Origin of the sequence: Exiguobacterium sp. s35 (genome assembly GCF_018617535.1) — a bacterium.
Classification (GTDB): Bacteria; Bacillota; Bacilli; order Exiguobacteriales; family Exiguobacteriaceae; genus Exiguobacterium; species Exiguobacterium aestuarii.
Genome location: NZ_JACSKI010000001.1, coordinates 1,485,639 through 1,499,844 on the forward strand (window position 1 = coordinate 1,485,639; position 14,206 = coordinate 1,499,844).

Consider the following 14,206-nt stretch of genomic DNA (forward strand, 5'->3'; position numbering starts at 1 on the left):
ATTTTTTCTCTCTTCTCCATCTTAGAGAAAAGGAGACCTTCGTTTCAACTATCCATCCTCGCCTACGACAGGTCGAACGCTCATATTCCCTCTACCTGATGTACGAGTTGCAAATAATCGGAGATGGATTCGTCTCCGGTCACTTCTGTCTCAAGAGAAGTGAGCTGCGCTTCCACCCCCGGACTCGATTCGTATTCGGCAGTGTATTGATATAGCCCATTGGTCACTTCTGTCATCCGATGTAAACGAACAGGTAAATCCGCTCCAACCGTAAAGCGAATAATGAACTCGACCTCTCCTTCTAGCGGAAGACGAAGTGCGGCATAAAAATGAAGATGCTGGTCCGAACGTGATGTCAAGACGATTGAGGATAGTCCGACCGATACCGGTTGTTGTCGAATCGTCGTGATCGTGATTCCCGCTTGAATATAACGAGTTGTCGCCATTTCATGATCATCGAGCGGGTCGGCAATCAGTTTTCCGGTATGCATCATCTTCTCGAAAGCATCTCCGCGGACAGGAGGACTGAACAGATACCCTTGAATCGTCTTGCAACCGAGTTGACGCAACAGCAATAAATCTTCCATCTGTTCGATCCCTTCTACGACGACTGCGAGATCGAATTCTTTTGCCAAGACGACAAGGCTATGAATGATGGCACGGGCTTGCTTGTTTTCCGATACGCCGTGACCAAATATTCGGTCGATTTTAATCGTATTCACCTGGAACTGTTGCAAATAGGCTAGTGACGAATATCCTTTTCCGAAGTCGTCGAGGGCAAGTTGAATCCCAAGCGCTTTCAACGAAGAAAAGACGTTCATGATATGGTGTGTTTCATCTAGTTTTGACGTCTCGGCCACTTCGATTTCAAGCCAATGTAACGGGACATCATGTCGCCGGCTCGCCGCTTCGAATGTATGCAACAACTGTTCGTGATACAAGTATTTCGGGGAAACGTTCAACGAGATTGGGACTTTACTCCGTAACGTCGCCAAGTACCGAAACACTTCCTCAATCAAATAGTCCGTCAATCGAATGAACAGGTTGCTCTCTTCGGCGAGTGGGATGAAGTCAAGCGGAGACACGACACCCCATGTCGGATGATCCCAACGCATCAGCGCCTCCGCTCCCGTGATCTCTCCGGTCCACGCATTCACTTTCGGTTGATATAAGAGATAAAATTCATTCCGGTCAATGGCGTTCGGCAAGTCACGTAACAATTCGAATCGCTTCAATTCATCAAGGTTCATATGCGAGGCATACAAAGAGACCGAGGCCGCTCCCGACTTCCCCGCTCGTCCCATCGCCATATAACTCCGGCGAATGAGCGTCGTCTCGTCATCCGCATCATTCGGATAACGGCTGACTCCGACTTGCATATTCGGATATACGGAATACGGTTCAAGTTGAAAACAGTAATCGGATAATGTCGTGAGTCGCTTCCCGATTTGGAACAACTGTTCATCTTCGTGATGACCAGGCATGATGACGAGATACGTATCTCCATCTAAATGACCGACGACCGCTTCGTCCGGTACACTTTCGAGCAACCGATGCGCCGTTTGAATTCGCCATTCATCCCCGTACTCATAACCGAAAGCTCGATTGATGTCACCGATTCGATTGAACGTCACCGTGAATAAGACGAATGCGAGGTCCGTCTGAATCAATCTTGTGACGGACTGGAACATCGTTTCGCGGTTCGGAAGATTCGTCATCGGGTCGAATTCGATCAATCGAAGCACCTCTGCTTCATGCTCCCTCACTTCGGTCATGTCCCGGATTACCGCCTGAAACCCTCGCACGCGCCCCGTCTCATCGTATAGATGGTGACGGAATTCTTGAATCCATTTCTGCTTTTTTCCGACAAAAATCCGATATTCAAGGTGGACCGGGGTCATATGACGCGTCTGTTCATTCGCCAGATTGACCTTTTCCAAATCTTCCTGATTGATGACGACTTTCCAATAATCCGGATGGGCATTGAACTGTTTCACCGTATAACCGAAGATGGCTTGAAACTGCCCTGCCGCAAACTCAATTTGGCGCGTATCATAACTATAGTCACAAATCGCCGTGTCTGAAGCCTCACATACGCGACGCAACAGTTCTTCTTTATCGGTCAATTCATGCTCGATGCGTTGCTGGTCTTTCGTCGAAAAAATAACGTACGTGAACACGTTCCGTTCGAGAGACAACGCACCTCTCACCGTCACAGGTAACTCTTTACGTGTGACCTGATGTCGAAGGCGAATCTCCATCGCGAAGTCTGCCCCTTCCCCGGCTGTTCGCAATGTTTGAATCGCTTGTTTTAGTTCTTCCCAGTCATCAGGATGAACCGTTTCGCGAATGTCGTTCAGTGTCATGTCGTTCAATCGTCGTTTTGAAAGGCCAAGGAACGATGATACTTGGGAGGAGAATGAAAACGTGCCGTCTTTCACATGTGCTTCGATGATCATGAGACCCGGCACTTGTTCAAGCAACTCACGTCCTACTTTCATAATCGCATAGCGGTTTTGAGTCTCCCATTCCGTACTCATGTCTTTTACAATCCCATAAACACCTTGAATGAGTTGGTCTTTATAAAGTGGGGTACACGTGACTGCGAGTTTACGTTTTTGCCCCTCATAAGTTTTGACTAGTTCAAAATGAACCGTTTCTCCTACTAACGCCCTCGCGTGGTAAGACGCGAACTCTTCTGACTCTGTCGGGGAAATAGTGAAATCGTCAAATAAAAGTCCCATCTTTTCGTTTGAATCAATTAAGTGACCATTTGTATCGATTACGTAGATGGCATCAGGATATTGTTCGATTAATAGGGAGTCCACATGAAATGCGGGCACTTTCCCTTTCGAAAGCATATCTGTGTCGTTTCCGTTGACGCGATGAATCCACTTCTTGAAAATCGCCATACAATCTCTCCTTTCGAAAGAGATGGAAATTCCAAACGTAAAATCTCACACTGATACAAAAACACTAGTTAAACAAACATTAATTACCAAATACCCATATTTGTTACATAAGAAAACCCCACTTGTTTGCAAGTGGGGTCAATGAATTAGTGACGTTCAAGGACAAACGTATGGTATGCAGGGACTGTGACTCTGCCAGTCGTACGCTTAATCGTCTTCGTTCCAGCGCGATCCCCATCGACAATCACGTTCCACGTTCCTTTTGGAAGTTTCACGGATACAGCGTTCGGGTTCGCGTTATGTGTGATGTACAAGTCGTTCTTTTGACCTGGTGCATCTTCATCGATCAAGTACGTGATGACGTTCGCCTCAGACTTGTAGAATTTCAAGAAGCGCTTCACGTCAGTCGCTTTCGTCATGCGGAGACCAGGGTTTGCTTTCCGCATCTCAATCAAACCTTTCATGTATTGGACGTCCGCTTTACGGTCGGCTGCCCGTTTCCAGTCAAGCTGGTTGATGGAGTCTGGCGATTTGTACGAGTTGTGATCGCCTTCTTTCGTACGCATGAATTCCTGTCCAGCGTGAAGGAATGTCGTTCCTTGGCTCGTCAAGAGAATGCTCGAAGCGAGGCGGTGCATGTCTGTACGCACTTCTTCAGAGGCGTCAGGATTCGTCAACTCCAACTTGTCCCAAAGCGTATGGTTATCGTGCGCTTCGACATACGTAATCGCTTGCGTCGGTTCTTTCGTGAAGCCTTTGATGGTGTCGTTGTACGTGATTTCACCGACGATTCCTGTCTTCACGCGATTTTCCATGCCTTCTTTTCCATTGATGAAGCCATTGTCTTCATCGTAGAAGACGCTTCCTTTCAATCCGTCGCGAATGTTGTCATTGAAGTGAGCAACACCTGGCATGTCGTAGGCGTTCTTTTGGTTCGCCTTCAGTTCCGCATCAAGTGGCGTACCGAGATCCCAGCCTTCTCCGAAGACGAGAATCGATTTGTCCACTTTGTTCAGTTCCGCACGGACTTTGTTCATCGTATCGACATCATGGATTCCCATCAAATCGAAGCGGAAGCCGTCCCAATGGTATTCTTTTGCCCAGTAGACGACTGAATCGACGATGAGTTTCTGCATCATCGCGCGCTCAGACGCCGTATCGTTCCCGACACCGGTTCCGTTCGCGAAGTCGCCACCTGCCGTATAACGGTAGTAGTAACCCGGTACGATTTTGTGAAGGTTTGATGCCTGTGCATCGAACATGTGGTTGTAAACAACGTCCATGACCGCACGCAAGTTATTGTCATGTAGGCCTTGGATCATTTCTTTCATTTGACTGATTCGTACTTTGGCATCGTACGGATTCGTCGAATACGATCCTTCTGGTGCGTTGTAGTTTTTCGGGTCATAGCCCCAGTTGTATGTCGCCGTTGGATTCGTCTCGTCGACAGAGGCCGTGTTGTAGTCATAGACCGGGATGAACTGGACGTGCGTCACGCCAAGGTCTTTGACATGGTCGAGCCCCGTTTTCGTCGTTGTCTTCTTCCCATTCTCAATCAAGCGAGTCCCTGGTTGGACGACACCGAGGTACTTCCCTTTGTAGCGAATGCCTGAATCATATGTGTTCGATTTGACATCGAAAATCGAGAAGTCGCGGACGTGAGTCTCATAGATGATAGCGTCCGTTGCATGTTGCAACTTCGGTTTCATCGAGTTCCAACGTTTCGGATCCGTTTCTTTCAAGTCGACGATGACCCCTTGATCACCGTTCACACCGACAGCTGTCGCATACGGATCGACCGCACGGACTTTCCCTGTCGCATGTGTCACTTGATACGTATACCCGACACCGTCGAGGTCGCCGCGTACTTCAGCCACCCACGTGCCACGCTCGCCGCGTTTCATCTGGATGACTTTTTTCAAGTCTTTGTCGTTCGCTAGTCGGTCTTTCGGCATGTTCCATAGCTCGAGCTCGACTTGTTGAGCAGTCGGTGCCCAAAGAACAAATTGTGTTTTTGATTTTTGGTACGTGATGCCGAGCTTTCCATTATAGGCATACTTCGCATCAAACTCTTTTGAACGAAGTACTTTTCCTGCTTGAAGCGTCTGTTCACCAAACTCAGGATGTGAGGCTTTGATGACCTTCGCTAAATCGATGTCTTCACTGAATTCAATCGTGACTGACTTGTCACTAGCCTTTGTGATGGCAGCGACAGTAGCACCATCCACCGTCACTTCATCGATGAACGCATCCGTAATGACGCGGTTCGTCGTGAGCGTTGCTTGACGGAACGTGTCCGCCGAGAATGAGACGAGTTTCGGTGAGCGATCGATTTCAGGCTCTGAATAGTAGATTGTCGAATCTCCTTCAACGAGCCAAATTTCTTTCGCTGAACCAAGAACGAAGCGATCTTCCCCGTCTTTCTCCGTCCATTCTCCTTTTTTCGTGATCAAGCCCATCAGTTTTTTCGACTCTGGGTTAGCGAGCTTGACGTTCGCCACGCCACCGAATGCATCAGTCTCGTCAAACGCGATGCTCTGACCGTCCCCACCGTCTGGCCAAGCCCATAGGCCCCAGTCCGTATATGTATTGTCGTAACGGAAATAGTGGACTTTCATATCGATTTCCGTTGATGCCGTCTCTCCGTCTGGATTAGACGTATAAATCTTTGGATCACCTGATTTGATCCACACTTCTGCGACACCGTCTTGAATCATGTCACTCGTGATGAAGCGGTCATTTTCTGACCCTTTATCCTTGTCCCAGTTGTCCGTTCGGACGATGAGACCAATCTTTTCAGGTGAGTCGACCGGGAATTCGTAAGCCGCCACCTTTCCAAATGCATCTTCCCCATTGAACGTGAAGCCTTTATTCGGGAAGTAATCTGGGCCGTTCGCCCAAAGCCATAAGTTCCAATCCTTTTCGTTATCCGGCGCCTCTTGATAATGGACGACGACGAGTGTCGACTTTCCTTTATCTAAAGCGGACGTCGGCATCGGAAACATTGACAGAATCAGTGCAAACGTTAGCACAACTGCCCATACGGGTTTCCATTGCTTTTTGACCATGAGGGTCCCTCCTTGTAGCACTATTTTGAGAAAACGCTTACACAAAAATTGTAAACGGTTTCCTTTAACGAAGCAACGTTATTTTAGAAAAGGGTCAATTGGCATCATTCATCTTGTGTACCATCTAAGGAATATGAACTAAACAGATCGTTCTCTTTCAATAATCGTTCCGCTTCTGTCTTTCTTTTGAAACCTTGGTATAAAAAAAACGACGTCCGCAATGGACGTCGTCTTGCTTAGTTCCCGTACTTTTTGAACAACTGATAGTTCTTATTTCCGCCTGACAAGTTGTACACGTCGGTGAACCCGAGGTTACGAAGCACGTTCTGCGCCGCGTTTCCCGTGACCCCGCCGTTACAGTAGACGACGGTCGGCTTGTTCTTGTCCATGTCTTTCGCCGCTTCGCGAAGGTTACCGAGTGGGACATTAACCGCACAATCGACGCATGCCTTCTCGAACTGCGCCGCTTTCCGTGTATCGATGATTTGCATATCTTCCCCTGCATCGATTCGTGTCTGAAGCTCAGCCGGTGTGATGAGTCGTGCCGCCTTGTCGATACTGTTCGACAAGACCATCCCCGTATACATGACCGGGTCTTTCGTCGTCGAGAACGGCGGCGCGTATGCGAGGTCAAGGTGGAACAAGTCGTCGACTTTCGCCTTCAGCGTGATGGCCGTAACGAAGACGTCAATCCGTTTGTCGACCCCTTCGAACCCGACGATTTGGACGCCGAGCAATTGACGTGTCGAACGGTCCGCGACCGCTTTGATTGTCATGTCTTTCCCACCCATGTAGGCAGGTTTGTCCGGTTTCGTATTATGAAGCACTTCGATGTCATATCCGAGTTCGCGTGCTTCCTTCTCGGAGAGACCCGTTTGTGCCACGGCAAGTCCGAACACTTTGAAGATGCCCGTTCCGAGGATACCGCGATGTTCGAGATGGCCGCCCGTGATGACGTCCCCAGCGGTCCGCCCCATCTTGTTCGCTGTCGAACCGAGCGGGCGCCAAATTGGTTTTCCGGTCACGATGGAGAAGCTCTCCGCAACGTCACCTGCCGCATAGACGTCTGGGATGTTCGTCTCCATGCGCTCATTGACGGCAATGGCACCCGTCTCACCTAGTTCGACTCCCATATTCATGGCGAGCTCGACGTTCGGACGGACCCCGACCGATAAAATGACGAAATCTGTCTCAATCTCCTTGCCGCTCTCCGTGATGACACGTTCCACATGTCCGTCACCGACAAGTTCCGTCACCGTCTCACCGAGCATGAGCTCGATCCCGTTCTTCTCGAGATGTTCTTCGACTCGGCACGCCATGTCCTTGTCGAGTGGCGGCATCACTTGCGGTACACGCTCGATGATCGTCACGTCCACACCACGTAGTTTCAACTGTTCGGCCATCTCCAGACCGATGAAGCCGGCACCGATGATTGTCGCATGTTTCGGGTTCGTCGAATCGACGAACGAACGTGTCGCTTCTGCGTGTTGAATATTTCGAATCGGGAAAACGTTATCCGACTTCACACCTGGAATCGGTGGGATGATGCTCGTCGCCCCTGTCGCGAGGACGAGGACATCATACGAGTCCGTGAACGTGTCACCCGTCTCTAAGTTTTCCACTGTCACTGTCTTCGCGTTCTTGTCTACTGACGTCACGTTATGACGTGTCATCACGTCGATGTTGTAACGCTTTTTGAAGAAGGCTGCGTCACGTGGTGTCAAATCGTCTCGCGACTCCACTTCTCCACCAACGTAATACGGAATCCCGCAACCTGAATACGAGATGTCGTAGTCCCGATCGTAAATCGTGATTTGTGCCTCTTCGTTATTACGACGCGCTTTCGCCGCGACCGATGTCCCGGCAGCAACTGATCCAATGATGACTAATTTCATATAACCCACTCCTCAATAAAGTAATAAGCTGATATATAGACCGAGCAACGTGATGGCTAGCGTCGGAATCGTCAAGATGATCCCGACTTTGAAATATTCACCCCAGCCGATTTTTAGACCTTTTGTGCGGAGCACGTGGAGCCAAAGGAGCGTCGCAAGCGACCCGATTGGTGTAATCTTTGGTCCAAGGTCGGATCCGATAACGTTCGCATAGATTAATGCTTCCCGAATCTGACCGGTCGTATTCGTCAAGTCGATAGCGAGCGCATCAATCATGACGGTCGGCATGTTATTCATGACAGACGATAGAATGGCTGCCAAAAAGCCCATCCCGAACGTCGCACTGAATGCGTCCACCGCGAACCAGTCAATGAAGTTCGCAAGGACTTGTGTCAGTCCTGCGTTTTGTAATCCGTACACAACGATATACATCCCGAGTGAGAAGAAGACGATTGCCCACGGTGCCCCTTTGACGACTTGAGTCGTTTTCACCGCAGATGATCGATTCGCCATCACTAAGAAAAATAAGGCGATCACCCCGGCGACGAGTGAGACCGGGATTCCGAACAAGTCACTCGTGAAGTAACCGATGACCAACAAGGCGAGCACGACCCACGATAAGCGGAACATCGTATGGTCTTTGATGACCGATGCCGGTTCAGCCAACTGAGAGGCGTCATATTGCTTCGGGATATCTTTTTTGAAATAGAGATACAACACGAGCAAGCTGCCCGCGACCGCGAACACGTTGACGAATACCATCCGTGCCGCATATTCCGCAAACCCGATGCCGAAGAAATCGGCTGAGACGATGTTGACGAGGTTTGACACGATAAACGGAAGACTTGCCGTATCGGCGATAAAGCCGGATGCCATGACGTACGCCAACACGACCGCGTCAGGAAGCTTGAGTGCCCGTACCATCGCCAAGACGATTGGGGTCAAGATGAGCGCTGCCCCATCGTTCGCAAACAACGCTGCGACGAGCGCGCCGAGTAGGGTGATATAGACGAACAACTTCACCCCGCCACCTTTGGCGATTCGTGCCATATGTAAGGCGGCCCATTCAAAAAATCCAATCTCATCTAAAATGAGGGAAATGATGATGACGGCGATGAACGTAAACGTCGCATTCCAGATGATGCCCCATACCGTTCCGACGTCATCCAAATTGACGACGCCCGAGATGAGCGCGATGACAGCCATCCCCATCGCCGAGTAACCGATGCCGAGGCCTTTCGGTTGCTTGATGATGAGAAAGAGCGTCACGAGAAAAATTAAACTAGCAATCCACTGCACAATGAGTTCCTCCAATAATCTCTATTTAATTATTTTTTAGCAAGATGGTTGTAAACCGTGTAACACGAGTGTGATGCCGTCTTCTGTCGACTCGACGTCGAGCGTGACGTTTTCTGCCAACGTTTCAGCTTCCTTCGCAACGGCAAACGTGAGCGTGCCGAATTGCTTCACCTCGTCTGTCTCTTCTGGTGTAGCCACGGCTAGACCGAGCGTCGGTCCACAGCAGCCCGCCTCTGTGATGATGCGGACCGATTTTGTCTCTTCCTCTTCTAGCGCGGTTTGTAAAAAGTCGATTGCTTCGTTTGTGATGTTCATCTTACTTCCTCCTTTAGTAATTGAGATAACGCCGAATATCCGACAGGCAGTTGTTCTTGCCATGCGAGAATCGTCGGACGCGGATTGTTGCTCACACGTTCGAGCCAAGTTGTCTCACTTGCGACTTTCGCAACCAATAGTTTGCTCGTGACGTCGAGTGGCGTGAACGATTGGTTCACGACCCAAGCGAACGGTTGAATCTCGGCCCGCTTCAAGTCCGCTGTGAGTCGTTCTGCTTCATACACCGGCGTCGCTTCTGGGAGTGTCGTGATGATGACGTGCGTTTGTTTCGGGTCACGCAGTTTCGGAAGTAACATTCGGACCGCTTCCGGGACGACGCCGGTCGACCGTTCGAGTTCGCGGTGATAGCTCTCCGTCGCATCTAATAGGAGGAGCGTATGACCTGTAGGCGCAGTATCGATGACGACGAAGCGGTCTTTCGCTTTCGCCACTTGATCGGCGAAGGCACGGAAGACGGCGATCTCTTCGGTGCACGGTGAGCGCAAGTCCTCCTCGAGCATCATCCGTTGCTCCTCGTTTATGTCCCCTGCTTCTCGGAACACATCCGTCCGATACTTCTCAATCTCGGCTTTCGGGTCGATCGCATCGACGGTGAACGTCTCTGAAACATCTGCTCCAATCGTCAGAGCAACGTGCGCGGCCGGGTCTGTGGTCGTCAAATGGACAGCATGCCCTCGTTCATGGAGTGCGACGGCAAGGAGCGAGGCGAGTGTCGTCTTCCCGACACCACCTTTCCCCATCGTCATAATCACACTCGGACCGTCCGCTTCCAGTTCGTCGACGAGTTGGTCGACGGACTCGTAACGACTCGTGTCATAACGTGTATCCGAAGTGGTGATCGGCTCTCTGCTCACAAAACGCTGGAGAGCGGATATCCCGACGAGGTTTTCGTACGCATATGGGAGCGTGAACGTCTCGAGGTCGACGACACCATGTGGAAGATGATCGAGCGCTTGCTGTTGTCGCTCGATAAATCGTTTCGTATAGCGGTCTGTCCCTTCACTTGATTCGACGACACCGTTGATGACGAGTTGCATGCGCTCGATGCCGATTGCGCGAAGCTCGGTCGCAGCACGCGCCGCTTCGACGAGTGTCGACTTCTCCGGACGCGCGACGAGCAGTAACGTCGTTTCATTGGCGTCAGTGAGCGTCTCGACGGCTTGTTTATACTGCACTTGCTTATCCGCAAGACCTGCAAGTGGACCGAGGCAAGACGCCCCGGTCGTATTCGTCTCTAAAAACTCATCCCATGCGCTCGGTAACGTCAGTAGTCGCAACGTATGCCCAGTCGGTGCCGTATCGAAGATGACATGGTCATATCGTTCCCGTGCCACTTTTGACGTCAACAGCTCTGTGAACTGATCGAATGCCGCAATCTCAACCGTACAGGCGCCAGACAATTGCTCTTCCATCGACTGGATGGCCACGTCCGGTAACACGCCACGATACGGACCGACCATACGTTCCATATACTGTTTTGCCGCCTGTCCCGGGTCAAAGTTGGCGATTTCGAGCGTCGTCCCTGTGACGATTTGCGGTGTCTCATCGAGTTCCATCTCAAAGACGTCTTGCAAATTACTCGCCGGGTCGGTCGAGACGAGTAAGATGTGTTTCCCACGATTGGCGAGCGTCAAGGCGAGACTCGATGCCGTCGACGTCTTCCCGACACCACCTTTTCCGGTCAAAAACACATAACGGGTCGGGTCCATCGCCTGAAAATCAAATGGTTTCACTGTGAGCAACTCCTTATTTTTTGAGTGAGATTCGAACTTTCGGTTTTTCTCCGTCTTGTTTCGCGAATGCGGCAATCGGTAATCCTGTCAACTCCGCCATCTCTTCATTCGTCAAATAAGCGCCCCGCTTCACAACCTTCCCGTCGACGAGCGTCATCGGGAGAACATCGAGCCCGTTCATGATTTCGGCTTGAACGATCGCATTCTCAACAAATCGGTTCGGTTCCGACGCAAGGTTATAGCGTGACATGTCAAACCCTCGTTGCTGTAACACGTAATGAATCGTCGCCACCCGTGTCAGTTCCGGGTCGATGGACGGTCCGCACAATCCGGTCGGACAACACATGGCTGGTTCAAACACTTCAATTTTCATTTTCATCTCTCCTCAAATGGCACAATTCGGCTCACAATCACAATTCGGTTCAGTTGTCTCTAACTTCGATAACAAATCGGTGACGAGCGGATAAAATGGACTCGTCTCATTCAATCGATAGTGAATCCACTGCTTGTCTCGACGTTCGAGTAAGAGTCCCGCCTGGCGCAACATCTTCAAATGGCGGCTGATGGCCGGTTGTGAGATATCGAAACAATCGACGAAACTACAGGCGCACTGTTCGCCCGCTTCCATCTGTTTCAACATCGTCAGCCGAGTCGGGTCCCCGAGCACTTTGAGAACTTTACTCAATTCTTCTACGGCATACATATTGACTCCTCACCTCTCGTATAACATTTTCGTTATATAACCTTCACGTTATGAAATTACCATAGTTTTTCAAACGAAGCAATTGTCATTTTCCCTTGAATTCGGTATGATGAAACACGTTGAAAATGAACGGATTGTATCATTTTGATTTTCGTGAGACTCGAAGATCAAATCACTTTATTAAGGAAAGGTGTGTTCTTTTGGAAAAAATGAATACGTTGAAACACGAATGGTTCGGAAATATCCGGGCCGACATTTTGGCTGGGATTGTCGTCGCCTTGGCGCTCATCCCGGAAGCCATCGCCTTCTCCCTCATCGCGGGAGTCAACCCGATGGTCGGGCTTTATGCCTCATTCATCATCGCCATGGTCATCTCATTTGCCGGAGGTCGTCCAGCGATGATTTCCGCTGCGACCGGAGCGATGGCGCTCGTCGTCGTCTCCCTCGTCGCTGACCACGGTCTTCAGTATTTACTGGCTGCCGGTATTTTAACGGGAATCATTCAAATCGTCCTCGGTTATCTCGGGATCGCCCGCTTGATGAAATTCATCCCACGCGCCGTCATGGTCGGATTCGTCAACGCACTTGCGATTTTGATTTTCCAGGCACAGTTATCAAACTTTGAAGGTGAAAGCTGGATCATCTGGGCGATTGTCGCCGCGTCACTTGCTATCATCTTCTTATTCCCACGTGTCACAAAAGCAATTCCCGCACCGCTCGTCGCCATCGTCGTCATGACGATCCTTGCGATCACACTCGGTCTCGACACGAAAAACATCGGGGATATGGGGACGATTTCTGCGACACTTCCGGACTTCTTGTTCCCAGATGTGCCGTTCACGCTCGAGACGCTCATGATCATCTTGCCATACTCGATCTCACTTGCCTTCGTCGGCTTGATCGAATCGCTCTTGACGGCTCAAATCGTCGACGACATGACTGGGACGGACTCAAACAAGAACCGTGAATCTCGTGGACAAGGAATCTCGAATATCATCGCTGGGTTCTTCGGTGGGATGCCAGGATGTGCGATGATCGGACAATCGGTCATCAACGTCTCATCTGGTGCACGAGGTCGTCTCTCAACGTTCACGGCCGGACTCGCTCTCTTCATCATGATCATGACGATCAGTGATGTGCTCATGCTCATCCCAGTTGGTGCACTCGTCGGGGTCATGTTCTTCGTCTCGTATGCGACGTTTGACTGGGGCTCGCTTAAAGCGATGCGTACCGCTCAAAAATCAGACACAGTCGTTATGCTCGTCACGGTCATCGTCACTGTCTTCACGCATGACCTGTCACTCGGTGTGCTCGGTGGGATTTTGACGGCCGCGATTTTATTCGCTGCCAAAATTTCAAAAATCGACCTCGATCGCCAAGTCACGTCACATCGCGCGGACTATACGGTCAACGGGCAATTATTCTTCGCTTCCACGTCTGAATTCGTCAACCAGTTTGACGTGACCGAAGACGTAGATGCGGGTGTCCAACACGTCACCATCGACTTTGCGAATACGCATCTATGGGATGACTCGGCAATCGGCGCCATCGATAAGGTCGTCTTCAAATACCGTGAAGTCGGGATTGAACCTGAACTTCTCAACTTGAACAAAGACTCTGAAAAACTGCTCAACACGCTCGCACTTCACTTGAAACAACAAGATGCGAACGCGGGGCATTGATTCATCGTTTCCCCGCTTCATTAAATCACCTATACTAAATGTAGAACGTGCGAAAGAGGAGGAGTTTTCATGGGAAAGGTATTTTTAGCGGCAGACGGTTCTGCCCACTCGAAACGTGCGCTTGAAAAGGCGATTCAACTCGCAAAGGCTTCGAATGCGTCAATTGACATCGTGCATGTCATCAGTGCGAAAGAGTCAAAAGAAGCGGCCCTCAACTCAACGGGCAAAATTGACTTGGAAACGAAACGAAAACAGATGCTGAAACCGTTGTTCGATTTGACGGAAGCAGAAGGCATCCCTTACGAGTACATCGAACTCCGTGGTGAGCCAGAAGTCGAACTCGTCAAATATGCGAACCATGAGCCATACGAATATGTCGTCGTCGGGTCACGCGGATTGAACACGTTTCAAGAGTTCGTCCTCGGTAGCGTGAGTCATAAACTCGCAAAACGTGCACTCGCTCCCGTCATCATCGTCAAATGATTTCCTTTCCCCGTCTCTTCGTGAGATGGGGATTTTTTGTGTCCATACAGGTGACGCACTATTCTTGTAGAATGTGTAAGGGTAGGCTATTTTTC

General features: G+C 50.1%; 10 protein-coding genes. 2 read left to right on the plus strand and 8 right to left on the minus strand.

The window, feature by feature from the left end; genetic code table 11:
- Nucleotides 1-80: 80 nt before the first annotated feature.
- The 8 genes from KNO75_RS07685 to KNO75_RS07720 form a co-directional block, all read right to left on the minus strand.
- The gene (locus KNO75_RS07685) at nucleotides 81-2,912 is read right to left on the minus strand and encodes a sensor domain-containing protein (protein WP_214820810.1); all 2,832 of its coding nucleotides are present in this window, start codon (nucleotides 2,910-2,912) and stop codon (nucleotides 81-83) included.
- Nucleotides 2,913-3,058: 146 nt separating this feature from the next.
- Nucleotides 3,059-5,980: a type I pullulanase gene (gene pulA, locus KNO75_RS07690; protein WP_214820812.1), complete on the minus strand. Its 2,922-nt coding sequence runs from the start codon at nucleotides 5,978-5,980 to the stop codon at nucleotides 3,059-3,061.
- Between the two features lie 236 nt (nucleotides 5,981-6,216).
- Nucleotides 6,217-7,875, minus strand: a complete 1,659-nt coding sequence (locus tag KNO75_RS07695; RefSeq protein WP_214820815.1) for an FAD-dependent oxidoreductase — start codon at nucleotides 7,873-7,875, stop codon at nucleotides 6,217-6,219.
- A 12-nt stretch (nucleotides 7,876-7,887) separates the two neighbouring features.
- Entirely contained in the window at nucleotides 7,888-9,174 is a 1,287-nt protein-coding gene (locus KNO75_RS07700; RefSeq protein ID WP_214820817.1) for an arsenic transporter, read from the minus strand.
- A 36-nt stretch (nucleotides 9,175-9,210) separates the two neighbouring features.
- Nucleotides 9,211-9,489: a Fe-S cluster assembly protein HesB gene (locus KNO75_RS07705; protein WP_214820819.1), complete on the minus strand. Its 279-nt coding sequence runs from the start codon at nucleotides 9,487-9,489 to the stop codon at nucleotides 9,211-9,213.
- Complete coding sequence (arsA, locus tag KNO75_RS07710) at nucleotides 9,486-11,243, minus strand: arsenical pump-driving ATPase (protein ID WP_483297998.1); 1,758 nt, start codon at nucleotides 11,241-11,243, stop codon at nucleotides 9,486-9,488. Before arsA ends, KNO75_RS07705 begins: the two co-directional genes overlap by 4 nt.
- Nucleotides 11,244-11,256: 13 nt before the next feature.
- Nucleotides 11,257-11,616 (minus strand): arsenite efflux transporter metallochaperone ArsD, encoded by a 360-nt coding sequence (gene arsD / locus KNO75_RS07715; protein WP_483297999.1) that lies wholly within the window; start codon nucleotides 11,614-11,616, stop codon nucleotides 11,257-11,259.
- Nucleotides 11,617-11,628: 12 nt separating this feature from the next.
- The gene (locus KNO75_RS07720) at nucleotides 11,629-11,946 is read right to left on the minus strand and encodes an ArsR/SmtB family transcription factor (protein WP_214820826.1); all 318 of its coding nucleotides are present in this window, start codon (nucleotides 11,944-11,946) and stop codon (nucleotides 11,629-11,631) included.
- 209 nt (nucleotides 11,947-12,155) lie between these two features.
- Between KNO75_RS07720 and KNO75_RS07725 the strand changes: the two genes are divergently transcribed.
- Together KNO75_RS07725 and KNO75_RS07730 are read left to right on the plus strand one after the other, a co-directional pair.
- A complete protein-coding gene (locus tag KNO75_RS07725; protein WP_214821741.1) occupies nucleotides 12,156-13,628 on the plus strand; it encodes a SulP family inorganic anion transporter in 1,473 nt (490 codons plus the stop codon).
- A 69-nt stretch (nucleotides 13,629-13,697) separates the two neighbouring features.
- On the plus strand, nucleotides 13,698-14,111 hold the full coding sequence (locus KNO75_RS07730) for a universal stress protein (RefSeq protein WP_214793549.1): 414 nt from the start codon (nucleotides 13,698-13,700) through the stop codon (nucleotides 14,109-14,111).
- Nucleotides 14,112-14,206: the final 95 nt, after the last annotated feature.